Raw genomic sequence first — 25,630 nt, forward strand, 5'->3', positions numbered from 1 at the left:
TGGTCAAAACCGTTTATTTTGACCTAATTTAGTACCCGTTAAGATCGCAAGAAAGCGATTGTCACTGGCTGTCACTTCTAACTTATTTGGCTACTGGCATCTTTGCGGATATACATAAAGAATAAATTTTAAAAATAAATTTTAAAAATTTTTTAACTAATTATTTTATCCCATAACTAGAATGAGGGTTATTAAACTCCTATTTGGGTAGCTAGCTACCGCTGATTAGTAGCTAGATTAACCAAGAAATTGTCTCAATTTATAACCGGCGTCAATATTTCAAAAGCCATTTCATCCTCTAAATTGATGAATCGATAAATCTTTCCGTCCCTGATAAAGGTTTTTCCCGAATATCTGCCTAGGCCTTCTTCTTCGTAGAGAAGTTTAAAATTCTCATCAAAAACCGAAAGAATCCCATTCCAGACTAGTTCTTCTGATCCATTAATCGCTTTGGTAAAACTCACTCGATAATAGAGTTGATCTTTCTCACTATATAAAAAACTGCCAAAATAGGGTTCTTTTGACTTTTCGTTCATGGCCTCCTCGAAGGCCTCCATACTATTCGCCCTTCTTGGAAAATTTCCAGGTTTGCGGGCTGGTAAAAGTTCCGTTTCGTAAGAATATACTAGCAGAGAGTCCTGCTGAAGATCATATACGGATACACCATTTATAGAGCTTTGGCTAATGATCAGTTTTTGGTTTGAGATAGACAAAAAATATTGATCCCCAGATGTGGTGGATAATCCATCAACTTCAAAATTTATTTCATATTCTTTCAAGGCCTTCAGAGCTGGGACTTCCACCGTTTTAAGTTTGCTAGTCTCCATGTTTATGATGGCCAAACCATCCGCCATAGTATTTGCCGCGCGACCGAAAGCTGAATAGGTTCCGTAAAAATTGCTCCCATCTCTTGAAAATTCTCCAAGAAAACTAATCATTTGATCTTGTCCTAGTTGGCTGGAAATGGCCTCATCGGTATCCCAGTTATGTATTTTCAATAAGTTTCCCTCAGCATCAAATTCTCTAATCCCTTCGAATGTAGCAAAGTGCAACTTACCTGAATCTGTCAGATTGATCTGCAACACGCTTAGAGATCCTACCCCTTTGGGGCCTTCGATATCAAAAGACAGCGTATCCTTGAGGTTCAATTCTTCTAAATCAATGATATCCAATCTCAGTTTGGGACGATTATACGTGTATAAGTAGCGACTGTCTTCAGAAAGTGTAGACCCTGAAAGACCGTTATTTAGAAAAAAGAAAGTCCCGAGAGAGTTAATATGGACAGTATCGAGCGTGTATGAAAATGAAAAATTTCCTGTGAAATTTTCATTCGCTTCCTTTTGGGAACAAGCAAAAAGAATCCAAAAAGAAGAAAGGTAAAAAAGGCTTTTTCTCATTTTAAAGTCAGTTTCAATCTCACAAATGCCATTTCGTCGTCAATATTCAAATAGCTGTAATAGGTTCCATCTTTGATAAAAGACATACCGTTAGGGAAAAATTCTGGATCACTAAGCCTTTGCTCAAGAAGAGGGTTTAAATTTTTATCAAAGACTGTTAATATTGAAATGAAATTTGGGTTTTCATCAGAATAGGTCCCGTCAAATTTTTTTGTGATTCTTAGATATCTGTTGTTTTCCGAATCATATTTCACAGAAAAAAAATGAACCTCTTTTCCTTTAAGTTTTGCAGCTTCTCTGAACTCCTCTAACGTCTTGACCCTTTTGGGGTAATTTCCCTCTTTTTCATTATCGGTCAATTGGCTTTCGAAAGAATATTCTTGGGTAAGGTCAGTTTCAAAATTATACACCCAAACCTTATTTACCGAAGAAATACTGAAAACAACGCTATCCCCAAACAGCGTTATACCACTCATTTCCGGATACTCTCCTTTTCTACTTGATTCAGGCTCTGAATAATAAATATCAAAATCATTAGCCCATTGCAGGAAATCCTGAGGACTAAAGTCCATCCTCTTTTGATCAAAATTGAAACGGACAATTCCCTTTCTTGTACGATCCGGTAACGTATCAGTGTAGTAAGAATAAAAGTATTTACCATCTTCTGAATCATATCCTTGAAGGTTAATAATGTTTTCATCAGGATATCGGAAGTCGCTTTTTGAGTCATTCATAAAGCTATAGCTCGAAATCAGATTTCCTTGCATGTCTGTCCGATAGATATGACTTGTGGTATGCAATAAAAACTCTTGAGCTTCCTCAGCAAGTTGCAACCGGTAGAAATAGCTATTTGGTATTGAATTCGGTCCCTCTTTTTCTAAGGCAATTTTCTTGACTAGCATCGCTTGGTCTAGATCGATTACCTCAATTTCATAACTCACAGGATTGAAATTATACAGGGTTTTTCTGTCTAAAGAAATGTCTGAAATCTGCAGTTGACTATTCAAATAAACAAAATCCTCACCTGCATCGATCTTTACTGTATCGATCGAGTAAGTGAGCTCAAATCCATTGGAAGGAATTTTTGCTGTATTTTCTAAAGTGCTACTAGGATCATTACATCCCAGCAGAAAGAGGAGAAAACAGAAAAAAAGTAATCTTCTCATTTTAAAGTCGGTTTCACCCGCACAAGTGCCACCTCATCATCAATATTCAAAAACTGCCAGAGCATACCATCCAGGTAAAATACAGGATCAGACAATTTGAATTTTTCCGGCATTTTACTTTCTGCCAGTTGCCTAAAATCAGTATTGAAGGCTGTCAGGATACTTTTGAAAATAATCGTATCCCCAGCAGTCAGGCGATCCATTTCTTTATGGTATCGCCAGAGCACATTCTGCTCAGAGTCTTCAGTCAGTGGCCCAAAAATTACCTCCTTACTTTTTTCTTTCATCGCAGCTCTTAATTCATCATTTGAGCCAACTGTCATCGGGAAATTACCTTTCTTACTATTTGAGGTAAATTGGCTTTGATACGAATGATTAATCAAGCTATCGCCTTCCAAATCCCATCGCCAGAGTGAATTTTTTGCAGAAGTGATGATTACTACTTCATCGTTGACGAGTCTTACCAGATTCTGTTCGGGGATTTTAGCTGATCTTCCTCCTCCCATATCAAAACTAATGTCGTATGCATTGCTAAAATCCAGAAAATCGGAAGGGAAAAGCTTCAAAGTGTTTTTTGAAAGATCGATTTGAACTAGACCTGCTGTTTTGCCTTCAATACCCTGAGTGCCGTATTGTCCATAAAAATAATTTCCATCCTTGGTATCAAGACTTGGGATGTTGATAAGCTGCTTTTCGGAAAGCTCATCTCCTTCCCAATCCATTTCTTCGATTTTATAAGTAGCAATTTTATCTCCATTTGGAGCAACATGATGAATCCCTGCAAAATCAAAAAAAAGTACACTTTCGTCAGGGAGTACTTTAATTCTCATGATGAACCCTCCTCCAATACCGTTAGGGCCTTCTTTTTCATATTGTCTCAGCTCTTTCAGGTTCAGATTTTCCAAGTCGATGATTTCCATGGTCATCTCTTGACTATTAAAATTGTAAAATAGCTTCCGAGCCTTATCCACATCCGACATACTTAGTCCAAATTGTACAAAAAAGAAATGATCGCCGGCATCCACCATCACGGTGTCGATTTCATAGGTGATTTCCAAATTGGAGGATAATGCGGAATCGGAAGATTTCTCTCCGCAAGAAAGAATTAAAAAAAGGATGAAGATGATCAGCGAGTTTTTAAATAGCTTATTCATAAGTAATAGTTGGTTTAATTCGCACAAAAGCGAGTTCATCGTCAATATTCAAAAAGGTATAAATCATCCCTTCTCGGGCGAAATAGGTATCTGGTAGTACGAAATCGGAAGGAAGCAACTCCTCGTGGAGTTGGTTAAAATTTGAGTCGAAAGCCGTCAGGACAGTTTTATACTGGATGGTATCGCCTTTCATTTGATCCATTTCCTTCGAAAATCGCCAATGGACTTTATTTTTAGCATCAAAAAATAATTGACCGTAGAACGCTTCTTGGTCTTTCGCCTGCATGATTTCCCTAAACTCCTCCTCTGAATCTGTACGTTTTTGATAGTTACCAGGCGCCTCGTTAGTGGTGTACTTGCTGGAAAATACTTTTGATGAAAGTGAATCTGTTTTGAGGTGATAGAAGAAAACTTTGTTTTGAGCGGAGTTGGAATAAAGCAGGGTATCATTTTTCAACTCAAGGAAAATGTTGGCCAGAGCCATAGACATCGGCTGCACGCCTTCATAATACAGAATGGATTGATACTTTTCCAATTCATGAAATAAATCCAGAGGGGTATAGCTTACACGTTTATTTCCCAGGTCAAATGTTGCCAGTCCTTCTACAGCATCTCCCATTTTCTGACCTCCATAGAGCGCTACAAGTGTTTTTCCGTCTTTGGATAAGACCTCATTGAATTTTATTCGTTGTGTTTCAGGCAATCGCTCTCCCTCAAATTCCTGTTTTTCATAGTTGAAAGAAGAAAGCTTATTTCCTTCCTGATCAAAATAATACATTTCGTAGTTGTCAGAAAGGTAAAATGTCCCATCCGGAAGCAGATAGACATTGGATATATAAGGAGACCGAATGCTATTCGGGCCATCCAAACTCATCGGTATCACCTTCTCCAGTTTTAGGTTTTCTAGGTTGATAACTTCGAGCCCCGTTGGATTTCCACCGGTTTTGAAATTGTACAGGTATTTCTCATCTGCCGAAAGGTCAGAAGTGTACAAGTTCCAATTCAGGTAAATAAACTCATCTCCGGAATCTACCATCACGGTGTCGAGGCTATAGCTAAAATTTATACTTGTGTCGTAATCTGAAGCAGCGTCCTTTTCGCTACAAGCGAAAAATCCTGCTAAAACGGTTAAATAGAGTAGTTTTCGCATAACTATTAAAAATCAAAAGTGAATTGAACTAAGGCTGGATTCTCCTCTACAACATAAAAACTGTAGAGTTTCCCATTTCGAATAAAGGCTTGATAGATCATGCGTTGCATACCTTCCAATTTGGTTTCGCCTATCAAATTGAGTTGTGAATCATAGCCAAATAGAAATACTTCGGTATCCTTCTCAGTACCCATGCTTCCCAGCCGGAAATACAGATTTCTGGTTTCGTCCCAATAGAAGTCTTCAAAGGTGATTTGCTTCCTCATTTCTTTCATTACTTCTATTCTACGCTCATGAGAATCCACTTCTGTGGGAAAGTCTCCGGTCTTGGATTTGGCTACCAATTGATGAGGAAAGCTATGGTGTCGAAGTGAATCTGTCTTCCAGTCATAAGTATAGATATCCGAGGTGGCTCCACTACAAATGAAAAACTGGTTGTTGACCAGCTGTAAGAAATGGAAGTCACCTGATCTAGTCATTCCATTACCTTGTTTAAATGTGACGTTGTATTTATCTGTCAGCTCTAGCTCTGGAATATCCTGGAGTGTTCCGTTCATCGTTTCGATATCAATCACCGCCAAACCTTCCACTGGACCATCGAAGTTTTTGGGAAGACTGATGATCTTCTTTTTGTCCGGGCTGAGATGGATATTGTTCGTCAGTGAAAAAGTGGCTTCAGGATCAAAGCCAGCTATGTTTTCCAATTGAATTCTAAGATTTAATATTTGCTTTCCTTCCAAGGAGTAAATCCCAGCCTTGGCGAAATCTGCCATAAAAAATTCTTGTTTTGGCAGCGCCTGAAAGTAATTGAGGTAAGGTGGTATGGCGTCTGGTCCATCTGCTTCCAATGGGTAAATCCTGAGCAGTTTCAATTCATTGAGATCATACTCGTGGATTTCTTTTTCAGGTTCGTAGAAGAAATAAAGTGTCTTCAAGTCTTCGCTCAGATCCCGACCATAATAGGCTCCAGGATTAAAGATTTCATCACCCACATTCAGGATCAACGTGTCTATGGAGTAGGTCAAATTCTCCAGGATATTTTTGGATCCTGCTTTTTCAGAACTGTTTTTCTCACCACAAGCAGCGAGTATTGAAAGAAGTAAAATGGGTAGTAATTTTCTCATAGTTTCTAAAAGTTAGGTTTCAACCGAACAAAAGCCGCCTCATCGTTGATATTGATAAACTGCCAATACATTCCTTGGGAAATAAATTTACCCCCTATAATCCTCCACTCATCTGGCAACCGAATCTCACCCATTTGCTTGAATTCCTTATCAAAAAAGGTCATGTACGTCTCATTTGAATAGTCGTTATCGTAAGACATGAAGACTTTGTATGAGATTCTCCAAAACCGCTTAGTTTTCCTGTCCCAGTTCATTTTGTGAAATGAAATTTGTTTCCATCGATCCCTGACTGACTCGGTAGTTCCAGCAGAGGAACTCGCCGCCGTGGGATAATTGACTTCTGCCCGATCCTCAGTCAAAGAAGCGTTAAAAGTTAGGTGTTGGTAAGTGTACGAAGCAAGATCAAGTTTATATAATTCATTGAATGGCGAAGCGGAAACTAGGAGATGATTCTCAAATTCTGTCAAATAAATCGGCTCTACATAAACGTAGGGATATTTAGCATAAGGCTCCTTTTCAGTTTGAATTTCATAGGGTATCAATTCTTCAAAAAGCGGCAATTCGACTTTTTTCAAGCTCATTTCCTCCAGATCAATTATAGCCAATCCCAATCTGGATGAGGGCTGATCGGACTTACCGTAGAAGGTAAAAAACTGAGTTCCATCCTCAGAGATAAGCCCTTCGTATCTAACTTCTTCGTCGGCGTTTAAGGGATCTCCTTTTAAGTTTTGGGAGGTAAAACGATATTTTTCAACCGACTTTCTATCAGCTGAAAGCCTTACAATTTCTGTCCAGGCAAAAATGAAAACCTCTCCATTCTCCAAAACTTGAATACCGTCAAAAAAATTATAAGTACCAATGCCCGCAGGACCTTCACTCTCCATGGGAATAGTGTCAACCAGTTCGAGCAAACTCAGATCAATAACTTCCAGCTGAGGGAGTTTTTGGTTCAGGTTATACACTGTTTTGCCATCATTTGCCAAATCGGACCTTCCCAAGGCTTCTGATAAATAAAGGAAATAGCCTTTGGAATCGATCATCACCGTATCAATTGCATAGGTAATCACCGTTTCATTCTCTGATTTTTTCAAACCTTCCTTTTGACAAGAAGTTAGAACACCAAGGAAAAGAAGGGTAATTAGATATCTCATAGTTTCTAAAAATCAAACGTAAACACCGCGAAGCCTAGCTCATCTTCGACATTGACATAGGACCAGAGCTTGCCGTCTTTCCAGAAGTAAGTGGTAGGAGGTTCCTTCAGCCCTTCGACCTTGGTTTCCCCTACTACATTAAAGTCGGTATCGTAAGCAAAGAGATAAACTTCATAAGTGGAGGGATCTGCTCGGTTTTCAGCCAAGAAGGTCTTTTTTCCTAGCCTCAAATAGAGCTTCCTAGTATCATCCCATTTGATTGCCATGTAATCTTCTCGTTCACTTTCCGTTCGTCTTCTTCAAATGCAGAAGCATCACTATAAGCCTCCATCAGGCTGAAATTCCAGTCATTTGGTACAGTCTTGTGCTGAATAGCTACAAACTCAAGACTATCTGTTTTAGGATCCATTCGGTAAAAACCGCTCATAGGAGCTGCCGAAATAAGCAATTGCTCTTTTTCTTTTTCAATATAATCAAACGGAGCAAAAAAGTAAATCATGCCATTGCCGTCTGATTCTTCCACGTGGGTTCGGCTAAAATCGCCGACAGATCTCATCTCCGGAATCGGATATGAGCTGGCTTTTTTGCTTTGAGGATCGATTACAAAAAGCTGCTTGTCCGCATTTCCTTCTCGGTATGGCTGTGTGTAAATCTGATTTTTTTCAAAATCATAGAAGGCTCGCTGGTAGAGTTTTTGGTAATTAGTTGCCAGTTCAGAATCTATTCCTTCTGGGATTACTTTTAGGCTTTCTGTGAGTTCTCCAGCTTTGTTGAATTTGGAATAGCTGACATAGCTCTGAATAACTAGCTCCTCATTTGGACCCATTTGAAAGCCATCCATGTAGGGACCAATCCCGTTTGGCCCTTCTTTTTGAAATTCTGTTTTGCTGATCAGCTTCAATTCATTCAAATCCACTTGGACAAGATGAAGGGGATCATTTTCAAAAAACCATAATCGCTTCTTATTTTGACTAAATCCTATTCGACCGAGGCCATAGGGAATCACAAAAAAGTCTTCTCCGGCATCCACCACCACAGTGTCTACAGAGAAGGTGAGGTTTTCAAGGATATTTGTAGATTCGGTGGATTCAGAATTGCCTTTTTCCCCGCAAGAAAGAAGAAGGATAATGAATAGAAGTGGGCTTAGATTTTTCAAGGTTGACATAATTCTTAATAGGTTGGCTTGACCCTTATAAAAGCCATTTCGTCTTCCAAGTTGATATAGGAATACAACATGCCATCCTTGAAAAAGGACTGATAATAGGAATAATCAAAGGGTACCTTTTCTTCATGAAGTTGATTTAGCTTCGAATCGAAAACAGTCAATACCGTCTTTCGCACGATAGAATCTCCGATCATTCGATCCAATTCGTAGCTGAATCTCCAAAACTTATCATTTTCCTCGTCATAAATGAATTTGCCAAACTCCACTTCCTTGGAGCGCTCGGCAAAAACGGCACGCCAATTTGATTCATAGCTGAAATTTCTTGGATAGTCACCTCGCTTGGTATCCGCTGTCAGCTTAGAATGAAACTTTTTCTGAATCAAGGTATCCAAAGCTATATCGTAAACAAAAGCTTCGTTGATGGCACTTGTAGAGACAATTACCTTGTTTTGAAAGGAAGTGAGCAGCACATCATCACCCCGAAAATTGCCATATTGATCTTGGAGGTAGAAGTCTTTGATTCGATCGAGTTCTGGAATCGGAATCTTTCGGATGGTCGAAGTATTCAAATCAATTATAGTCAGTCCTTTCAATTCACCTTGTGACATCCCAGCTTCATTTTGATAAATTGTAAAGAAATAGTCGGCTTTTTCAGTAAAAATTCCATCGAATCCGTAACGTTCGCCAACCTCAAGAACCTCTCCTTCCAAATGCTTTGAACTTATTTTTATGATTTTTAGCTGGGTTCTTGATTTGTCGAAAATCCTTACCTCATCCATGCCTTTTAGCACCAATTCATCCGATGGAGTAATAGCAATCGAAAAGGTGACTGGACCAATACCTAGAGGACCTTCTTTATCCATAGGCTCAATACTGCTCATTTCTTGTTGATCCAAGTCAATAATCTCCAAGTTTGGGGCGAAATCATTTAGATTATAAAGCGTCTTTTTATCTGGAGAGACTGCGGCCGTTCCCAAGTAAATCTCCATAAAGTAGAATCGATCCTTGAAATCAATTTTTACTGTATCAATCTCAGCTGAAAAAGTGAATGTCTTCTTGTCAACTTTTTCATTCACTTGCTTTCCTCCGCAGGAAACAAGAATGGCGAGAACGAAAATGGGCAGTTGCTTTCTCATAGTTTCTAAAAATCAAACGTAAACACCGCAAATCCCAACTCATCCTCCACATTGACATAAGACCAGAGCTTGCCGTCTTTGAAGAAGGTGAATCCTGGTCTTTTAAAATCTACTTCCTGTTCATAGAGTTGATTTAGGTCTGTGTCAAAGATCGTAAGGACATTTTTGTAGGTAACCGAATCACCTTTCATCCGGTCCAAATCTCTAGTAAATCTAAATACTCTATCGCTTTTGTCGTCGTATAAAAAAGTCCCAAAATCCACCTCCTTTTCGGCTTCGGAGGCAATTTCAAGCATTTCTTCAAAGGTATTTCCGGTATTCTTTTCACTTACTTTTTTTGCATCTGAAGTCAGTTCAGATTGGAAGACTTTATGCGTCAGCAATCCGGTGCCCAGCTCATATAGGTATGCTTCATTAAAATTGTGGGAGGAGATAATCAGCTTATTTTTAAGGGGGTAAATATCAATCATTTCATTGCTTTGAGATTGAAGTTTACCATCTTCAATAAATCTGCGAACATATTGGTTACTCCTCTCAAATAGATCTAAAGGCACTTTTTTCAGATCCATAGTGGCTAACTCCACGATTGCAATCCCGGTATTTGCCTTTTGAAAACCTTGTTCCCCGTAAGGTGCAAAATACTTGCTCCCGTCCTCTGATATCAAAAAACTAAACTTGAGTTCCTCGATTTCTTCCAAACCATCCCCACCAAACTCCGCTGTACCAAACTGGAAAATAGTCAATGAATCTTTTTGCTTATTGAGTTTTCGAAGATCTGAGAAACCGAAAATAAATAGCTCTCCCGAATTTGTCTCTTGGATGCTAGACGCATATTTGCCTATGCCCAGAGGCCCTTCTTTTTCAAGCGAAATTCGATCGCGGACAACGAGCCGATCTAGGTCTATGAGGTCTAGTTCAGCTTTTCTGGAGTTAAAGTTAAAAAGCGTTTTTTTATCCAAAGAGATAGCTAGTCTGTTGGCAAAAAGAATACTATCGCCCGGATCGATTAAAACAGTATCCACAGTATAGCTCAGACTTTCAATCTTAAGGTTGGAATTCCCTTTTTCAGAATCACCTTTTTCCCCGCAGGAGGCAAAAGCAATTAGAAATAGAATGGGTAGTAGTTTTCTCATAGTTTCTAAAAATCAAAAGTGAATACCGCGAAGCCCAGCTCATCTTCCACATTGACATAGGACCAGAGCTTGCCGTCTTTGAAGAAGTAACTTCTAGGGAAATCGTTATATCCTTCTAGGCGCGATTCTCCTAACAGGTTTAATTTCTCATCATAAACTAAGAGATACACCTCGTACTTTGCTGGGTCTTCTCGTTTTTCTCCCAAAAGTGAACGACTCGCCAAACGATAAAATCTTGAGGTGGCTTCATCCCAATTCATTCTCCAATAACTTATCTGCCCAACAACTTTCCTATACTCCTCATACCATTCCTGCGATGAACTCACATCATTTTTGATCTCACCTGATTTTTCCATTGGGATAAGTTTATGAGGGAAATCCATGTGCCTGAGGCTATCTATAGAAGTATTATAGAAATAAATTCCACTTCCTGAAGTACAAGAAATAATGAAATTGTCTTTGAATTTGGTAAGGTCATAGACTTCTGTAAATGCAGCAGCCCCGTCTCCTTCTAACTGCGTGACGCGGAAATTTTGAGATTTTTCCATATTGGCTAAAGGAAGAATCTGAACTGTTTGGGATTTTGGATTTGTGATCGCAAATTCAAATTTACCAGTGGTAACGTCTCCTGGTAGCGAGTAAAGTTTCTCAGTATTAGGATTCCAAAGCATCTTCGTAAGAATAGCAAAACCGTTTATAGATTCCGCTCCTTTCAAATCGTTCGGTTTTAGGTTGAAAGTACGAATCTGCTCTCCTTGTAAATTGAAAATCCCTGGATTCTGAAAAGAAGGGATCAGAATAGACCTATCAGATTGCAGTTGAAATGAGTTAACTCGTCCAGTACCATTTGGCCCTTCCTTCTCAAAAAGAAAATTTTCTTTCAAAGTCATTTGCTCCAAATCTATTTCTTGGAAAAGACTTCGATCAGAGTCGTATAGAAAAAGTGATTTCCCATCAGCTGATCGATCAAACCACCCCAATCCAAATTTTAGGTTGATCAACTCATCGCCTGAATCCACCACCACGGTATCTACTGAGTAAGTCAAGTTCTCTAGGATATTTTTGGATTCTGCTTTTTCAGAATTGCCTTTTTCCCCGCAAGAAGCAAGAATAGAAAGAAGTAGTATTGGTAATATTTTTCTCATCGTTGGTTAAAAATCAATAGTGAATACTGCAAAGCCTAGCTCATCCTCCACATTCACATAAGACCAGAGCTTGCCGTCTTTGAAAAAGGCGTTGGATGGCACTTTATCCAGTTCAGGGATTTCAGTTTCTCCGATCAGATTAAGATTTTCATCGAAGGCAAAAAGAAAAACTCGGGCTTTTAATGGCGCCTCTTTGTCCTCTCTAGGTTTGTAAATTCTACCAAAGCGGTAAAAACGTTTGGTAGCCTCATCGAATAGCAGCTTTTCAAAGCCGATCTGGCCCCGGGCTTTTTCCATCTCTGCTTGGAATTGATCCTGAGATGATACTTTATTATTTACCGGGATTTCCTTTTCATTGGGAACTATGGAAAAGTCAAACTTAAAAAGCTCCAAAGAATCCTGACCTGCCTCAAATCGATAGATGGAATTGACCGTGCCTCCAGAGAGAAAGTAACTATCTCCAATTTGCTGTAAAAATAGCTCCTCCACATATATAGACATCATTTCATCCGATTGGAGTAAAATGCTATATTCTCCCACCTTCTCAAGTGCGGGTATGGGAATGACATTACCACTTTTGCTTTCTAAGTCGATTTTTGCCAATTGATTAGTCCCCTCCATAAAATCTCCGGGAAGAGAATACATCCATCTCTTATCTGGAGAAAACTGAATTTGATTCGTCAAATTATACTGAGCATTTTCACTCAAACCTTCGACTTGTAGATCCCCAGGCTTCAGCGTTAGATCCAGTACTTTTTTCCCATTTTTATTAAAAATACCGGTGCTTTGGAAGTTGGAGAAGAGAAATTCCTCTCCAGGAAGATAGCGTGAAGTCGAGATATAATTTGCACCAACGCCGTTTGGACCTTCCTTTTCGAAGGGAATCTGTTCCTCAAGAATTAACTTATCCAGATTAATTTTATTCATCTGACCAGTCACTTCATCAAATAGATAAAAATAGGTTTTGGATTCATCTAAGGAACCACTGCGCACACCCTGCGAAAGATTGATGATTTCCTCGCCAGGATTTACTACCAGCGTATCGGTAGTAAAACTGAAGTTTTCCAGAATATTTTTGGAGCCGCTATTTTCAGCAGTATCGCTTTCTCCGCAGGAGAATAGAGCAAGAAGTAGAGCTACTAAGGGCAGATTTTTCATTGGGGTTGATTTTAAAAGTTAAAACTGATTACCACAAATGCAGGATCTTCTTTCAACACTGTGAGTCCATAAAGTTTGCCGTCTTTCATAAAAGGCAAATTCGTGAGCATGGTGAGGTTTTCTGAAAGGGTTTCTCCGGTTAGCTTGAAGTCCTGATCGTAGGTAAAGACAAAGACCTCACTTCCCAGGTATCTTCTTTCTTCTGTGTAGCGAGGATTTTGCATAGCAAAGCGCCAATAAATGTTCCGGCTTTCGTCCCAAAAAAGTCTGGAGAAACTGATCTGCTTTCTGATCTCATTGGAGACTTCCATTCTGCGCTCATTGGAGTCCACCTCCGTAGGAAAGTCACCTGTCTTTTGTTTTGGGACTAGCTTGTGATCAAAAGTGATGAGTCGCAGTGAGTCGAGGTCAGGCTGGTATAAATAGATGTCGGAAGTAGAGGCGCTATAGATGACAAAGTCGTCTCGTAGTTTTTGGAGGTCTATAAAATCACCAGAGCTGGAACCGCCATTCTCTTGTCTAAAGGTGACATTGAATTTGTTTGTGATTTCCAAGGCGGGCAGTTTGTGTAGCTTGATGGATTCGTTTTCAAGATCAAAAACTGCAAGACCTTCTACAGGCCGTGCAAATGGACTTGGAGTAGATACTGCACGATTCTTATCAGGAAGCACTCGCAGATTTTGGATCAAATTGAGGTTGCCTTCAATCTCTAGCCCTTTCCAATCGGTTTTTTCTATGTCAAGGGATTGGATTTTTTTCCCATTTTTTGAATAGATTCCCTGAGTCCCATAACCGATTAGTGCAAAATCATCGCCTGTGAGCACAGATAGGTAATTAATAAATGAGGGCGCTCGATCCGGGCCATCTGTGGAAAATTTGTGACGTGCTATTAAAGCATAATCTTCCAGGCTGATTTCATGAACTTCTGGACCTTCAGAATAGCCATAAAAAATTCGCTTTCCATCTTCACTCAGGTCGTAAGCATAATAGGCTCCAGGATTAAAAATCTCATCTCCAACTGAAATCAGCACGGTATCAATACTGGTTTGGAGATTTTCCAGCAGATTTATTTTCGAATTGGAATCTGATTCCGAATTTCCCCCACAAGAGAAAAAGAAAAGTACTAATGAGGGAATTAGAAGGTTTTTCATAGATCGTTCATTTAGTTCCCTAAACTAAATGATTTCTACAAAAACGTAATATTCGTACTGTTAAATAATTTTAAATTAAACTACCGCTTCCAAAAGACTTCGAAAGGCAAGCGCCTTTTCTCCGTACCGAGCCTGAGTTTCATAGCGAAGTGCATTCGCAAAGCGATTTTCGTATTCGATCAGCTTGGCGGTAGATTCCGCAAAAAACTGAATGCTGTAATTCGTAAAACCATCGTCGGTACTGTTCATCAAGCGATAAAACTTATGATCGAAAAACATTCCTGTAGCGAAAATAGCTGGAATATGATCTGCTTTCATCCAAGTGACAAAGTTATCTTCGATGTCAGTGGCAACAGTAAACGTGATATTATAGAGAATCATACCCATGGATTTTGATTGAAATTTACTTTTTTTGCCAACAATTGCAGCGAAGCAAAGTTAGGAATCCCAAACTGAAATCTTCAATTTCCCGCCGCGTATTCTCCAAAACCCAATGCATAAAGTACTGACAGAAGAAATTCCGGAACGAAACACGAAGCTACTGATTGCCAAAATAGTGGTGATCGCCCTTCATGTAGTTGGGATTATCGGCTTAAGTATTCCTGAATATCAGGAGCTTTTTTTACGACTGACTCCCCTACAATTACTGACCTCCTTGTTTTTGATTTTGGCTTTTCATAAAGGCTGGTCAGATGTGTTTCCGATATTCGCCGCTGCCGCTTTTTGGATTGGTTTTGGTTCGGAACTGATCGGGATTCACACAGGATATCTCTATGGGGATTATGTCTACGGACCTACACTGGGTCCAAAACTTTGGGAGGTTCCGATTATTATTGGAGTGAATTGGTTTATCCTAGTCTATTTGACTGGCACGATTTTTCATAAAGTTGCGAATGATTACTACGCGGCTTTATTAGGTGCTACTGCAATGACGGCTATTGACTATATCATGGAGCCAGTGGCTGTAGCCTTGGACATGTGGTATTGGAAATTTGAGATTATTCCATTGAGTAATTATGCAGGATGGTTTGGGGTAGCCTTTTTGATTCACTTGATTTTCAGGAAAGCAAAATTTCAAAAAGGGAACGCACTGGCAAACATTTTACTCCTATGTATGATCTTGTTTTTCGCAGTTTTAAATTTCACTTTACCGACCTAGTTTAGTTTAGTGATTGATAAACAAAACATAAGCAAATAAGGGTTATAACAAAAATCACTCGCAAGAGGTTGTATAGCAGATGATCGAAGCAATAGGATTTATCGCATTAGGTTTTGCCTTGATGGAAGTTTTTGGATGGGCAATCCATAAGTATATCATGCATGGGCCACTTTGGTCTATTCATAAGACACATCATCAACCTTCGAAGTACTTCTTCGAATTGAATGACTTGTTTTCTTTGCTGTTTGGAAGCATTGCTGTGGTGTTGATTATTAAAGGAGTGGCCGAGTTTGATTATCGGTTTTGGATGGGAGTAGGCATCAGTTTATACGGAATGCTTTATTTCTTTCTTCATGACGTGTTGATTCACCGTAGGATTAAATGGTTTCAAAAGCCGAAAAATGGGTTTTTAAAGGGAATATTTAGAGCCCACCAAGCCCATCATCGGACCAATGAAAAAGAAGACGCAGTGTCATTTGGATTATTTGTAGTACCCAAGGAATATTTTAAAGAAAAAGACTAGTGAGCACATATTCTATAAAAGATCTGGAGCAATTGTCAGGTATCAAAGCACATACGCTTCGAATCTGGGAACAGCGCTATAATTTATTAAGTCCAAAAAGGACTGATACAAATATTCGTTTTTACGACGATGATGATTTGAAATTGATCTTAAATGTGGCCTTGTTGAATGACAACGGTTTTAAGATTAGTAAAATCGCATCAATGGATAGACCCGAGATGCGAGAGGAAGTGATGAAACTTACCGAACGCTCTCTGACTCATGATGATCAGATTCATGCGTTGACCATCTGTATGATAGAAATGGACGAGGAGCGATTTGAAAAAATCCTCTCTTCTAATATTATTAAACTTGGGTTTGAGCAGACCATGATGAATATTATCTATCCATTCATGTCTAAAATAGGAGTGCTTTGGCAGACTGGCGCTATTAATCCTGCACAAGAGCACTTTATCTCCAATCTGGTAAGACAAAAATTAATAGTCGCCATAGACGGACAAGTACTTGCGGCAAATGGTAAAAAGTTTTTGTTGTTTCTTCCTGAAGGAGAACTTCATGAGATTTCAATCTTATTTGCCACATTTTTGATTAAAAATAAAGGTCATAAAGTGATCTATCTTGGTCAAAACACACCAAATGAGGATCTCAGCCAAGTGTATGATATACATCGTCCTGAATTCCTGATGACAGTGATTACGACTTCTCCGGCTGTTGAGTATGTAGAGGAATATCTTAATGGCTTGTCAAACCGATTTGCAAATACAGAAATCCTGGTAACAGGATACCAGGTGATTGGTCAGGACTTAAAGTTCCCTGCCAACGTGCGACAATTAAACTACATTAAGGATATTAAAGATTTTCTGGAAGAGCTGGAGGCAGTACCTCTTGAGAAATAGTTTATACTTATTGAGACTATCTTAAACAAAAGCGCTTTTCGAAAAGTGCTTTTTTTTTGCCTTCCAGATTATTGTTGTTGCCGTTTATGGAGCAAATAGGCTGTTTTGTATTTTTTGTTTAATAAAAAAGAAAAAAAATTCAACAAAACATTTGGATTTTGTTTAAGCCTTGCTACATTTGATTAAACAAAAACCAAAAGCCATGACGACTCTAGAATTTAGCTACTCATTAAACCAGTTATCCAGTACACTGAAACCTTTTGCGTTGAAGTTGACTCGTGATATGGATGACGCCAACGATCTGTTACAGGATACTATGGTGAAAGCCTTCACAAATAAAGACAAGTTTACTGAAGGTACTAACCTAAAGGCTTGGCTTTACACTATTATGAAAAATACCTTTATCACTAATTATCAGCTTATGGTGAGAAGAGGAACATTCGTAGATACTACAGATAACCTTCACTACATCAACTCAAGCGGTTCGTTGGTAGAGAATGGTGTTTTTGGTAACTTCACTATGGATGATATCAACGAGGCTATCGATAACTTGGATGATGTATATAAGACTCCTTTTATGATGCATTTCAGAGGTTTCAAATACCATGAGATTGCAGACAAGCTTCAGATTCCTATTGGAACTGTTAAAAATAGAATTCATATTGCTCGTAAGTTTTTGAAAGAAGACCTAATGGTTTACAAGCATAATAATTAATAAATGAGTAAAAAACATGTCGTGGTTATCGGTTCTGGCTTTGCCGGATTATCCGCAGCCACACATCTAGCAGCAAATAGTTGTTCAGTCACCCTTCTAGAAAAAAATGAATCCCCAGGTGGAAGAGCTCGTAAGTTCGAACATCAGGGGTTTGTTTTTGATATGGGTCCCAGCTGGTATTGGATGCCGGATGTCTTCGATACCTATTTCTCCCACTTTGATAAAAAGGTTTCAGATTACTATGACCTCATTCGTTTGGATCCTTCCTATGCGGTTATTTATGGGGAAGAAGATACACTGAATATTCCTGCTAATCTGGATGAATTCAAAGCTATGCTTGAAAAAATCGAACCTGGTGCAGGCACTCAGCTCGATAAATTTTTAGAACAAGCTAAATATAAATATGAAGTAGGGATTCATGATTTGGTTCAAAAACCGAGTCGTTCCCTTTTTGAATTTACTTCTCCGGGCTTGCTTGTTGATATGCTTAGAATGGATATTTTCCAATCCATGTCAAAGCATGTTCGGAAGTTCTTTAAATCGGATAAAATCATCCGATTGATGGAATTTCCTGTTCTTTTCTTGGGTGAAACTGCAGACAATATTCCAGCACTTTATAGTTTGATGAATTATGCCGACATCGCACTGGGTACTTGGTATCCAAAAGGAGGAATGCATGAGATCATCAAAGGAATGGTCAAACTTGCCGAAGAAAAAGGAGTAAAAATCAGATACAATGCAGAGGTGGAGGAAATCGAAATCCTTAATGGCGTTGCTCATACGGTTCGGTTGAAATCCGGCGAACGGATCAAAGCTGACATCGTAGTAGCTGGAGCAGACTACCATCACGTTGACAAACATCTGGTCAATCCAAAATATAGCAATTACTCTGAGGAGTATTGGGATAAGCGTGTGATGGCTCCATCCAGTTTGCTATTCTACCTTGGAGTGAATAAGCGATTGAAGAACCTTCGCCATCATAATTTATTCTTTGATGAGCCATTAGGACCGCATGCAGATGCAATTTATAAGAATCCACGCTGGCCAGAGAAGCCATTATTTTATGCTTCTGTTCCTTCTATTACAGATCCGACTGTTGCGCCTGAGGGAATGGAAAATCTATTCTTGCTGATTCCGCTTGCGCCGGATTTGGAGGATTCGGAAGAAATGCGCGAGAAGTATTTTGATATTATCATGGAGCGATTGGAGCGAATTTCAGGTCAAGAGATCCGTTCGCATGTGGTTTATAAAAGATCCTATGCTCATAGTGATTTCAAATCTGACTATCATGCCTTCAAAGGGAATGCATATGGTTTGGCAAATACACTGACCCAGACAGCTATATTGAAACCTTCCTTAAAGAACAAAAAAGTAAAAAACCTCTACTACACAGGACAGCTTACCGTACCCGGTCCAGGGGTTCCTCCATCACTGATTTCGGGATATGTGGTAGCCAAAGAGGTGCTTAAAGAAAACAATTCGTAAATAAAAAGGTACCTTCAGTATATGAATGCGATTGAGCTTTTTGATCAGACCACTCTGGAGTGCAGTAGATTGATCACCCAGCGGTATAGCACCAGCTTTACTTTGGGGATTAAAACACTGGACAAGAAGTTTCATCTTCCCATCTATGCAATCTATGGTTTTGTCCGTTATGCGGACGAGATTGTGGATACTTTTCATGATCAAGATAAAGCTGGTCTTTTGGCCAGATTCAAAAAAGATACATATGAGGCGATCGAGACCAAGCTTTCTTTGAATCCCGTACTTCATGCCTTTCAGCTGATCGTCAACAAATACCGAATTGATTTGGATTTGATTGAGGCTTTTTTGCATAGCATGGAGATGGACCTCGACTATCAGCTCTACAATGACAGTAAGTATCAAGAATATATCTATGGTTCTGCTGAGGTAGTTGGATTGATGTGCTTGAAAGTTTTTGTGGAAGGTGATCAGAAGATGTACGATCAGCTAAAAAGCCCCGCTTGTAAGTTGGGTGCCGCTTTTCAAAAAGTGAATTTTCTGAGAGACATAAAAAGCGATTACGAGGAAAGAGGTAGAGTTTATTTCCCTGGGGTTGATTTTAATCAATTTGATAAATCAGCGAAAAGCCTTATCGAGGAAGATATTCAGAAGGATTTCAATGATTCGTTGGTAGGAATTGCAGCATTGCCGGCTGGAGCAAAACTTGGTGTAAAAGTCGCATACCTGTATTATCAAAAACTGTTTGATAAAATCAAAAGCCTCCCACCTGAAACAATAACTCAGGAGCGAATTCGAATCCCAAACTCAAAAAAAATCACCTTGCTTCTAGGAACCTATTTTGGCAATAAATTGGGAATCAGCTAAGCATGGAAAAGTTTCTCTATTTATCTCTGAACCTATTTGCTATTTCATACCCTTTGGCGCGATCATTTGAGTCTAGGGTAAAATACTCCAAGCAATGGTACGCCCTCTTCCCTGCAATCCTTATCACTGGGGTCATATTTCTAATTTGGGATCATTACTTCACGCTTTGGGGTGTTTGGGAATTTAATCCGAGGTATAATCTAGGCTACTCGCTTTTTGGGCTGCCTTTAGAGGAATGGCTGTTTTTTTTTACGGTGCCTTATGCCTGTATATTTATCTACGAGGTATTGATTTACTTTTTTCCTAAAGACATATTCAAGCCTGCAGGTAAACCCCTTGTCTTCATCTTAGTCCCATTTCTAATTGGTTTTGGATTTTTGCATTTGGACAAAATGTACACTTCGGTAAATGCTTTTTTTGCAGCAGCTGTGCTGATCCTTCATTTTGTAATCTTTGGAGACAAATATTTAGGAAGATTCATATTTGCATACCTAGTGGTTCTTATTCCATTTTTCCTTTGCAATGGAATCCTGACCGGTGGAATGACAGACGAACCGGTGGTAATTTATAACAATTCTGAAAATTTGGGAATCCGGATTTGGACAGTTCCTATTGAAGACACGGTATATAACCTTTCGCTTTTACTGTTGAATATCAGTATATTCGAATTCATTCGAAGCCGGAAAACATTTCTTTCATCCAAAAGTTTATAGGCTATGAAAAACCTTCAAGTATCAATTGATGATCATTCTGGATTCTGCTTTGGAGTAGTATATGCTATAGAAATGGCAGAGGAGATTCTTGATGAGCAGGGCTACCTTTATTGTTTGGGAGATATTGTTCACAATGATGAAGAGGTCAGTCGCTTGACTCGAAAAGGTTTAAGAATCATTGATCATACTGAGCTTCATGAATTGAAGAACGAGCGGGTTTTAATCCGTGCACATGGTGAACCGCCTTCCACCTATGAGCTATCTATAAAAAACAATCTTACGCTAATCGATGCCAGTTGCCCTGTAGTTTTGAAGCTTCAAAACAGGATCAAAAACTCCTTTGACAAGGATGAAACGATCTACATTTATGGCAAGCACGGGCATGCAGAGGTTATCGGTCTATTAGGTCAGACTAGTAACAAGGCCGTTGTATTTCAGGATATTTCAGAGCTTGACCTGCCAAGCCTTCCAAAAAATATTACCCTATACAGCCAGACCACCAAGAGCACAGATAAATTCTATGAGATCAATGAGATACTCAGACAAAACGGGATCACTGTAAATACCAATGACACCATCTGTCGACAAGTATCCAACCGAGACAAGGAGCTAAGAGCTTTTGCAGAGAAATTTGATAAAATCATATTTGTCAGTGGCACCAAGTCCTCGAATGGAAAAGTGCTCTACAATGTCTGCAAAGAGAAAAATGAAAACACCTATTTTGTATCAAATGCTGATCAAATTGAAGACGCTTGGTTTGAGCAGAATGATAAAGTAGGAATCTGCGGGGCAACATCTACACCGATGTGGCTTATGGAGCAAGTAAAGGAGCGAATCCTTACTTTCTAAGAAAACATTCCGAACTTACATTCATGAATTCGGCAGTATCAAAATCTTCCATCGATCCGAAGGGAATCCTTATTGCGATTACGATCATTGTGATCTGGTCAATATCACTTTTCCTGCTTCTTCAAATGGAGGTTTCCTGGAAAAATCCGCTGGTTTATTTAGGGGTTTTACTTCAAACACATTTCTATACCGGATTATTTATCACTGCCCATGACGCCATGCATGGCTTGGTCTCCTCTAATAAAAAGGTCAATCATGCCCTTGGATGGTTTTCTGCAATCCTATTTTCCTATAATTTTTACTGGAAGCTTTTTCCCAAACATCATGAACACCATCGCTACGTAGCGACGGATAAGGATCCCGATTACCATTCTTCAGATAATTTCTTAGTCTGGTATTTTAGCTTTGTCAAGCAATATGTTACGATTTGGCAGATCTTATTGATGGCTGTGACATTCAATATTTTGAAGCTTTTCATTCCTACGGAAAACTTGATTCTTTTCTGGATGCTTCCAGCTGTGCTTTCCACACTTCAATTATTCTACTTTGGAACTTATCTTCCGCATAAAGGGGAAAGCGATAATTCACATCACTCGAGAAGCCAACCTAAAAACCATCTTTGGGCTTTTATTTCCTGTTATTTTTTTGGGTATCACTATGAGCATCATGACTCGCCAGGCACTCCTTGGTGGAGACTTTGGCGTGAAAAAGAGAAACAAACGGCATAATTCCGTTGATTTTTGTCAATATCTACTAAATCTGGAAACCTTTTAAGTCATAATTGTTTTTCTAGGTATCAATTATTCAATATGAGAAAACAACTACTTACTCTATTTCTGGCACTTTTTTCAATTCAGGCATTTTCCCAAGGAATTATTAGCGGTAGAATTTTTAATCCGGTAAACAATGAGCCCGTGCCATTCGCAAATGTTTTGGTATTGGAAACTGAGTTTGGTGCAATTTCCAATGAAGATGGATTTTATGAAATAAAGAATGTCCCGCCGGGATTATATAATGTTCGGGCAAGCTTTGTGGGGTATAAGACAGCTACAGCTTACGAAGTGCAAGTGACCTTGGCTCGTCCGGTACAATTGGATTTTGAACTGCAAGAAGACGCCTCGGAACTTAGTGAGGTGGTCGTAAGCTCAGAGTTTTCAAGGTCGGAGGAGACTCCTCTATCAGTGAGAAAATTGAATTCAAATGAAATCGAACGCTATCCAGGGGGAAACAGAGACATCTCAAGAGTTATTCAATCCTTGCCGGGGGTAGCAAGTACTGCAAGTTTTAGAAATGACATCATCATTCGAGGTGGAGCACCAAACGAAAACAAGTTTTTCGTGGATGAAATTGAGGTACCTGTCATCAATCACTTCGCAACACAGGGTTCCTCTGGAGGACCGGTTGGAATTCTCAATGTTAATCTCATCAAAAATGTGGATTTGATTGCGGGTGGTTTTCCCGCAAATCGAATGGATGCAATGAGTTCATTCTTCGAGTTTACCTTGAAAGAAGGCCGTCGGGATAAAATGGCCACTCAGTTGACACTCGGCGCATCGGAACTCACGCTCTCCAATGAGGGTCCAATTGGTGAAAAAACCACCTATTTAGTATCTGCAAGACGTTCCTATTTACAGGGACTTTTCAGATTAATCGGCTTGCCTTTCCTTCCTACTTTCAATGATTTTCAGGTGAAAACCACTACCAAGCTTAATGATAAAACAGAATTGACATTTATCGGAGTAGGTGCAATTGACAATTTTGTCTTAAATCAGGATGTACCCGATGAGGAGACAGCCGATGAGCGGGCAGATAGACTTTATTTACTGGATGTCCTTCCTATTCAAAGCCAATGGAATTATGCCACAGGATTAAAGCTTAAACGGTTTCGCGAAAATGGTTATTGGACATTTATTCTGAGTAGGAATATGCTCAATAATGAGTCCTATAAATATGCCGGAAATGACGAAAGCAGCGAGGATAACCTACTCTTTAGATATGTTTCTCAAGAATCTGAAAATAAATTCAGGGCTGAAAATAGCATTTTTGGAAAAGGATATACACTCAAGTACGGCGTAAACTATCAATATTCGAGGTATTTTATCAACAACTTTGACCGGTCTACCTTGGCAGCTTCCGGTCAGATCATTGACATAGAGTCAACCTCTAATTTCAACCAATATGGAGCCTTCATTTCAGGTTCAAAGAATTTTAGCAATGACAGGTTATTAGTCACAGGTGGAATACGAATGGATGGTGCTGATTTTGCAGAAACAGCTTCCAATCCTCTGAATCAAATCAGCCCACGGGTATCTTTTTCTTACCAGTTAAAACCTAATCTTTACGCCACAGCAAATGCTGGAATCTATTATCAGAAGCCGGCCTATACGGTTCTTGGGTTCCAGGATAATGATGGAGTGCTTGTAAATGAGGAAAACGATGTGCGTTTCATCCGAAATTCTCAATTAATCGCTGGGATTGAACTCTTGGTTCCAGAGAAAAACCGAAGATTTACCGCAGAGGCATTTTACAAGCGATACAGCAATTACCCTTCTTCAATCCGGAACGGCATTGCTTTGGCAAACTTAGGAGCTGATTTTGGGGTCATCGGAAATGAGCCTGTTGAATCAAATGCTGAAGGGAAAGCCTATGGGATTGAGTTTTTGGCACAGCAGCGACTCTTTAATAATTTTTATGGTATAGCTGCTTTGACTCTGGTAAGAAGTGAATTCACCAATCCGAATACCGAGGGATTTGTCCCTTCTTCTTGGGATAATCGATTTATAGTCAGCTTGACAGCCGGTAAGCGATTTGGAAAAAACTGGGAAATTGGAGCTAGATGGAGATTTCTCGGTGGTACGCCATATACTCCATTCGATGTCGAAGAATCTTCCTTGATCAGTAACTGGGATTTGAGAGGTCAGCCAATCTTGGATTTTACCCAAATCAATGCCATTAGATTGCCGGCATTTCATCAGCTAGATTTGCGGATCGACAAGAAATATTTCTTCGAGAACTGGAATTTAAACTGGTATGTGGATATTCAGAATGCATACAACTTCCAAGCGGAGCAAGCACCATTGCTGGTGCCTGTAAGGGATGATGCAGGAAATATTTTGGTGGATACTAATGATCCGAGCAGATATCAATTGCGTTTTTTACAGAATACCGCAGGGACACTATTGCCAACAGTTGGGATTATTGTTGAATTCTAGATCTTTTCTAGTTCTGAAAGAAGCTTAATAATTCGTTCCGTTTTTCCGGCAATAGAGCTTGTTCCATAAATGTATTCTACCCATTTCTTTTGATCTTCTTTAGAAAGATTTTGAAAAAGTTGATACTTTCCCGGATCATCCTTAAGACAGTCAATCAATTCTTGAGGAGCTTCTGATGGGATTTCGTCACGAAGTAATTTCAAATGGACTCGATCACCGGCTTCTTTCTTGATTATCGCTCTGATAGACTTAGCTACCGGGATGAAAAGGGAGCCATCTCCCATTGGCATCAGATGTTTTCCTTCGAAAGTGAAAGAGTCTATTGATCCGGATACTTTTAGCATCCCAAATGCTTTCCCGGAAGGGAAAATAGAGATTGGGAGTTTGATAAAAGTCCAACCGCCCTTGCCAGGAAACCTTTCCATAAAAAACTCACCCGATACGATCTGTTCCATAAAAAAAGCCGACTAATCTAGACTAGTCGGCTCCAAGTTATGGATTAATAGATTATTTAATTTAATCTCCAACGCACATTTAGGCCAAATCCTGCTCGAAATTCCGTCTCCTCGACCAAGAATAAATAGGGTCTGAAGTCCAATCCAATCGTGATGGGAACATCTGCAAATGCATACTCAGCACCTACTTCACCGGCAGCCCCAAAGCGGAAGTCGTCGCCAAGATATAGCGCAGGACCAAATCCCGCATACCATTGCAAATCGGTATCAGGAATATCATCATAGATTGGATTCCAAAGTGCATCGATTCCCAATCCATTTCCTCCAAAACTGACATCAGCGTGAATTCTGCTGAAATCACCCAATGCAAAAACCCCGTCTATGGCGACATTATTGCCATAAAAATCTCCAAATCGTATACCGATTTCCTGTGCCTTTAGATCAAAAGTACCTGCCACAAAGAGGAGAATGACAATTGAAAGAATCTTTAAATGTTTCATAAATTAATTTTTGTTTGCCCAAATTTAAGACTTCGCGTCTGATCTGGATAGAAAATTCTTATGAATTATCCCTGCAAGAGCTGCGCCAATAATTGGTGATAGCCAGAATAACCACAGTTGTTGCAAATAAATACCTCCTGCAAAAATCGCCTGAAAAGTACTTTTTGCAGGATTTACAGAAGTACTTTTCAGAGGAATACTAATGAGGCGAATCAATACGAGATCTAAT

General features: G+C 39.4%; 26 protein-coding genes and 1 pseudogene. 10 read left to right on the top strand and 17 right to left on the bottom strand.

Annotated features, from left to right (window positions below; genetic code table 11):
* Nucleotides 1-254 precede the first annotated feature (254 nt).
* The 14 genes from P8O16_RS11560 to P8O16_RS11625 form a co-directional block, all read right to left on the bottom strand.
* On the bottom strand, nucleotides 255-1,397 hold the full coding sequence (locus P8O16_RS11560; RefSeq protein WP_300314874.1) for a DUF4221 family protein: 1,143 nt from the start codon (nucleotides 1,395-1,397) through the stop codon (nucleotides 255-257).
* Nucleotides 1,394-2,563 (bottom strand): DUF4221 family protein, encoded by a 1,170-nt coding sequence (locus P8O16_RS11565; protein WP_300314877.1) that lies wholly within the window; start codon nucleotides 2,561-2,563, stop codon nucleotides 1,394-1,396. Before P8O16_RS11565 ends, P8O16_RS11560 begins: the two co-directional genes overlap by 4 nt.
* On the bottom strand, nucleotides 2,560-3,717 hold the full coding sequence (locus P8O16_RS11570; protein ID WP_300314880.1) for a DUF4221 family protein: 1,158 nt from the start codon (nucleotides 3,715-3,717) through the stop codon (nucleotides 2,560-2,562). The genes P8O16_RS11565 and P8O16_RS11570 overlap by 4 nt, the downstream gene beginning before the upstream one ends.
* The gene (locus P8O16_RS11575; RefSeq protein ID WP_300314883.1) at nucleotides 3,710-4,867 is read right to left on the bottom strand and encodes a DUF4221 family protein; all 1,158 of its coding nucleotides are present in this window, start codon (nucleotides 4,865-4,867) and stop codon (nucleotides 3,710-3,712) included. Before P8O16_RS11575 ends, P8O16_RS11570 begins: the two co-directional genes overlap by 8 nt.
* A gap of 5 nt (nucleotides 4,868-4,872) precedes the next feature.
* Entirely contained in the window at nucleotides 4,873-5,991 is a 1,119-nt protein-coding gene (locus P8O16_RS11580; RefSeq protein WP_300314885.1) for a DUF4221 family protein, read from the bottom strand.
* A gap of 5 nt (nucleotides 5,992-5,996) precedes the next feature.
* Nucleotides 5,997-7,142, bottom strand: coding sequence for a DUF4221 family protein (locus tag P8O16_RS11585; RefSeq protein WP_300314888.1), 1,146 nt, complete (start codon nucleotides 7,140-7,142; stop codon nucleotides 5,997-5,999).
* Nucleotides 7,143-7,147: 5 nt separating this feature from the next.
* Nucleotides 7,148-7,408, bottom strand: a complete 261-nt coding sequence (locus P8O16_RS11590) for a DUF4221 family protein (protein WP_300314891.1) — start codon at nucleotides 7,406-7,408, stop codon at nucleotides 7,148-7,150.
* Nucleotides 7,369-8,307 carry a DUF4221 family protein gene (locus P8O16_RS11595; RefSeq protein ID WP_300314894.1) on the bottom strand — a complete coding sequence of 313 codons (939 nt, stop codon included), beginning with the start codon at nucleotides 8,305-8,307 and terminating at the stop codon, nucleotides 7,369-7,371. The genes P8O16_RS11590 and P8O16_RS11595 overlap by 40 nt, the downstream gene beginning before the upstream one ends.
* A gap of 5 nt (nucleotides 8,308-8,312) precedes the next feature.
* Entirely contained in the window at nucleotides 8,313-9,443 is a 1,131-nt protein-coding gene (locus P8O16_RS11600) for a DUF4221 family protein (RefSeq protein WP_300314896.1), read from the bottom strand.
* A 5-nt stretch (nucleotides 9,444-9,448) separates the two neighbouring features.
* Entirely contained in the window at nucleotides 9,449-10,576 is a 1,128-nt protein-coding gene (locus tag P8O16_RS11605) for a DUF4221 family protein (protein WP_300314899.1), read from the bottom strand.
* Nucleotides 10,577-10,581: 5 nt separating this feature from the next.
* On the bottom strand, nucleotides 10,582-11,721 hold the full coding sequence (locus P8O16_RS11610) for a DUF4221 family protein (protein ID WP_300314902.1): 1,140 nt from the start codon (nucleotides 11,719-11,721) through the stop codon (nucleotides 10,582-10,584).
* A gap of 6 nt (nucleotides 11,722-11,727) precedes the next feature.
* On the bottom strand, nucleotides 11,728-12,879 hold the full coding sequence (locus P8O16_RS11615; protein ID WP_300314905.1) for a DUF4221 family protein: 1,152 nt from the start codon (nucleotides 12,877-12,879) through the stop codon (nucleotides 11,728-11,730).
* Between the two features lie 11 nt (nucleotides 12,880-12,890).
* Entirely contained in the window at nucleotides 12,891-14,030 is a 1,140-nt protein-coding gene (locus P8O16_RS11620) for a DUF4221 family protein (protein ID WP_300314907.1), read from the bottom strand.
* Between the two features lie 75 nt (nucleotides 14,031-14,105).
* Entirely contained in the window at nucleotides 14,106-14,411 is a 306-nt protein-coding gene (locus P8O16_RS11625; protein WP_300314910.1) for a DUF4286 family protein, read from the bottom strand.
* Between the two features lie 112 nt (nucleotides 14,412-14,523).
* Here P8O16_RS11625 and P8O16_RS11630 point away from each other — a divergent pair, with 112 nt between their 5' ends.
* From P8O16_RS11630 to P8O16_RS11675, 10 genes are all read left to right on the top strand, one after another.
* On the top strand, nucleotides 14,524-15,189 hold the full coding sequence (locus tag P8O16_RS11630) for a carotenoid biosynthesis protein (RefSeq protein WP_300314914.1): 666 nt from the start codon (nucleotides 14,524-14,526) through the stop codon (nucleotides 15,187-15,189).
* Nucleotides 15,190-15,268: 79 nt separating this feature from the next.
* Nucleotides 15,269-15,712, top strand: coding sequence for a sterol desaturase family protein (locus P8O16_RS11635; RefSeq protein ID WP_300314916.1), 444 nt, complete (start codon nucleotides 15,269-15,271; stop codon nucleotides 15,710-15,712).
* Nucleotides 15,712-16,608: a MerR family transcriptional regulator gene (locus P8O16_RS11640; protein WP_300314920.1), complete on the top strand. Its 897-nt coding sequence runs from the start codon at nucleotides 15,712-15,714 to the stop codon at nucleotides 16,606-16,608. The genes P8O16_RS11635 and P8O16_RS11640 overlap by 1 nt, the downstream gene beginning before the upstream one ends.
* A gap of 202 nt (nucleotides 16,609-16,810) precedes the next feature.
* Nucleotides 16,811-17,323: an RNA polymerase sigma factor gene (locus P8O16_RS11645; RefSeq protein WP_300314923.1), complete on the top strand. Its 513-nt coding sequence runs from the start codon at nucleotides 16,811-16,813 to the stop codon at nucleotides 17,321-17,323.
* Between the two features lie 3 nt (nucleotides 17,324-17,326).
* Entirely contained in the window at nucleotides 17,327-18,808 is a 1,482-nt protein-coding gene (locus P8O16_RS11650) for an NAD(P)/FAD-dependent oxidoreductase (RefSeq protein ID WP_300314926.1), read from the top strand.
* Nucleotides 18,809-18,829: 21 nt separating this feature from the next.
* On the top strand, nucleotides 18,830-19,672 hold the full coding sequence (locus tag P8O16_RS11655) for a phytoene/squalene synthase family protein (protein WP_300314928.1): 843 nt from the start codon (nucleotides 18,830-18,832) through the stop codon (nucleotides 19,670-19,672).
* Nucleotides 19,673-19,674: 2 nt separating this feature from the next.
* Nucleotides 19,675-20,385 (top strand): lycopene cyclase domain-containing protein, encoded by a 711-nt coding sequence (locus P8O16_RS11660; RefSeq protein ID WP_300314931.1) that lies wholly within the window; start codon nucleotides 19,675-19,677, stop codon nucleotides 20,383-20,385.
* Between the two features lie 3 nt (nucleotides 20,386-20,388).
* On the top strand, nucleotides 20,389-21,234 hold the full coding sequence (locus P8O16_RS11665; protein ID WP_075348847.1) for a 4-hydroxy-3-methylbut-2-enyl diphosphate reductase: 846 nt from the start codon (nucleotides 20,389-20,391) through the stop codon (nucleotides 21,232-21,234).
* A 23-nt stretch (nucleotides 21,235-21,257) separates the two neighbouring features.
* On the top strand, nucleotides 21,258-21,962 hold the full coding sequence (locus P8O16_RS11670; protein ID WP_300314935.1) for a fatty acid desaturase: 705 nt from the start codon (nucleotides 21,258-21,260) through the stop codon (nucleotides 21,960-21,962).
* Between the two features lie 81 nt (nucleotides 21,963-22,043).
* A complete protein-coding gene (locus P8O16_RS11675) occupies nucleotides 22,044-24,446 on the top strand; it encodes a TonB-dependent receptor (RefSeq protein ID WP_300314938.1) in 2,403 nt (800 codons plus the stop codon).
* On the opposite strand, the gene P8O16_RS11680 is transcribed toward P8O16_RS11675, so the two are convergent.
* From P8O16_RS11680 to P8O16_RS11690, 3 genes and pseudogenes are all read right to left on the bottom strand, one after another.
* Nucleotides 24,443-24,901 (bottom strand): DUF1905 domain-containing protein, encoded by a 459-nt coding sequence (locus P8O16_RS11680; protein WP_300314941.1) that lies wholly within the window; start codon nucleotides 24,899-24,901, stop codon nucleotides 24,443-24,445. The genes P8O16_RS11675 and P8O16_RS11680 overlap by 4 nt on opposite strands.
* Before the next feature lie 56 nt (nucleotides 24,902-24,957).
* Nucleotides 24,958-25,401, bottom strand: coding sequence for an outer membrane insertion C- signal (locus tag P8O16_RS11685; protein WP_300314944.1), 444 nt, complete (start codon nucleotides 25,399-25,401; stop codon nucleotides 24,958-24,960).
* Between the two features lie 24 nt (nucleotides 25,402-25,425).
* Nucleotides 25,426-25,620 (bottom strand): annotated as a pseudogene (locus P8O16_RS11690) (aquaporin); the annotation flags it as partial.
* Between the last annotated feature and the right edge of the window lie 10 nt (nucleotides 25,621-25,630).

This window comes from Algoriphagus sp., from assembly GCF_029254265.1.
Lineage (GTDB): Bacteria > Bacteroidota > Bacteroidia > Cytophagales > Cyclobacteriaceae > Algoriphagus.

What these genes read in the sequence shown, in the direction of transcription:
- P8O16_RS11560 (WP_300314874.1), bottom strand. Translation starts at nt 1,397, where the DNA reads ATGAGAAAAAGCCTTTTTTACCTTTCTTCTTTTTGGATTCTTTTTGCT.
- P8O16_RS11565 (WP_300314877.1), bottom strand. Translation starts at nt 2,563, where the DNA reads ATGAGAAGATTACTTTTTTTCTGTTTTCTCCTCTTTCTGCTGGGATGT.
- P8O16_RS11570 (WP_300314880.1), bottom strand. Translation starts at nt 3,717, where the DNA reads ATGAATAAGCTATTTAAAAACTCGCTGATCATCTTCATCCTTTTTTTA.
- P8O16_RS11575 (WP_300314883.1), bottom strand. Translation starts at nt 4,867, where the DNA reads ATGCGAAAACTACTCTATTTAACCGTTTTAGCAGGATTTTTCGCTTGT.
- P8O16_RS11580 (WP_300314885.1), bottom strand. Translation starts at nt 5,991, where the DNA reads ATGAGAAAATTACTACCCATTTTACTTCTTTCAATACTCGCTGCTTGT.
- P8O16_RS11585 (WP_300314888.1), bottom strand. Translation starts at nt 7,142, where the DNA reads ATGAGATATCTAATTACCCTTCTTTTCCTTGGTGTTCTAACTTCTTGT.
- P8O16_RS11590 (WP_300314891.1), bottom strand. Translation starts at nt 7,408, where the DNA reads ATGGCAATCAAATGGGATGATACTAGGAAGCTCTATTTGAGGCTAGGA.
- P8O16_RS11595 (WP_300314894.1), bottom strand. Translation starts at nt 8,307, where the DNA reads ATGTCAACCTTGAAAAATCTAAGCCCACTTCTATTCATTATCCTTCTT.
- P8O16_RS11600 (WP_300314896.1), bottom strand. Translation starts at nt 9,443, where the DNA reads ATGAGAAAGCAACTGCCCATTTTCGTTCTCGCCATTCTTGTTTCCTGC.
- P8O16_RS11605 (WP_300314899.1), bottom strand. Translation starts at nt 10,576, where the DNA reads ATGAGAAAACTACTACCCATTCTATTTCTAATTGCTTTTGCCTCCTGC.
- P8O16_RS11610 (WP_300314902.1), bottom strand. Translation starts at nt 11,721, where the DNA reads ATGAGAAAAATATTACCAATACTACTTCTTTCTATTCTTGCTTCTTGC.
- P8O16_RS11615 (WP_300314905.1), bottom strand. Translation starts at nt 12,879, where the DNA reads ATGAAAAATCTGCCCTTAGTAGCTCTACTTCTTGCTCTATTCTCCTGC.
- P8O16_RS11620 (WP_300314907.1), bottom strand. Translation starts at nt 14,030, where the DNA reads ATGAAAAACCTTCTAATTCCCTCATTAGTACTTTTCTTTTTCTCTTGT.
- P8O16_RS11625 (WP_300314910.1), bottom strand. Translation starts at nt 14,411, where the DNA reads ATGATTCTCTATAATATCACGTTTACTGTTGCCACTGACATCGAAGAT.
- P8O16_RS11630 (WP_300314914.1), top strand. Translation starts at nt 14,524, where the DNA reads ATGCATAAAGTACTGACAGAAGAAATTCCGGAACGAAACACGAAGCTA.
- P8O16_RS11635 (WP_300314916.1), top strand. Translation starts at nt 15,269, where the DNA reads ATGATCGAAGCAATAGGATTTATCGCATTAGGTTTTGCCTTGATGGAA.
- P8O16_RS11645 (WP_300314923.1), top strand. Translation starts at nt 16,811, where the DNA reads ATGACGACTCTAGAATTTAGCTACTCATTAAACCAGTTATCCAGTACA.
- P8O16_RS11650 (WP_300314926.1), top strand. Translation starts at nt 17,327, where the DNA reads ATGAGTAAAAAACATGTCGTGGTTATCGGTTCTGGCTTTGCCGGATTA.
- P8O16_RS11655 (WP_300314928.1), top strand. Translation starts at nt 18,830, where the DNA reads ATGAATGCGATTGAGCTTTTTGATCAGACCACTCTGGAGTGCAGTAGA.
- P8O16_RS11660 (WP_300314931.1), top strand. Translation starts at nt 19,675, where the DNA reads ATGGAAAAGTTTCTCTATTTATCTCTGAACCTATTTGCTATTTCATAC.
- P8O16_RS11665 (WP_075348847.1), top strand. Translation starts at nt 20,389, where the DNA reads ATGAAAAACCTTCAAGTATCAATTGATGATCATTCTGGATTCTGCTTT.
- P8O16_RS11670 (WP_300314935.1), top strand. Translation starts at nt 21,258, where the DNA reads ATGAATTCGGCAGTATCAAAATCTTCCATCGATCCGAAGGGAATCCTT.
- P8O16_RS11675 (WP_300314938.1), top strand. Translation starts at nt 22,044, where the DNA reads ATGAGAAAACAACTACTTACTCTATTTCTGGCACTTTTTTCAATTCAG.
- P8O16_RS11680 (WP_300314941.1), bottom strand. Translation starts at nt 24,901, where the DNA reads ATGGAACAGATCGTATCGGGTGAGTTTTTTATGGAAAGGTTTCCTGGC.
- P8O16_RS11685 (WP_300314944.1), bottom strand. Translation starts at nt 25,401, where the DNA reads ATGAAACATTTAAAGATTCTTTCAATTGTCATTCTCCTCTTTGTGGCA.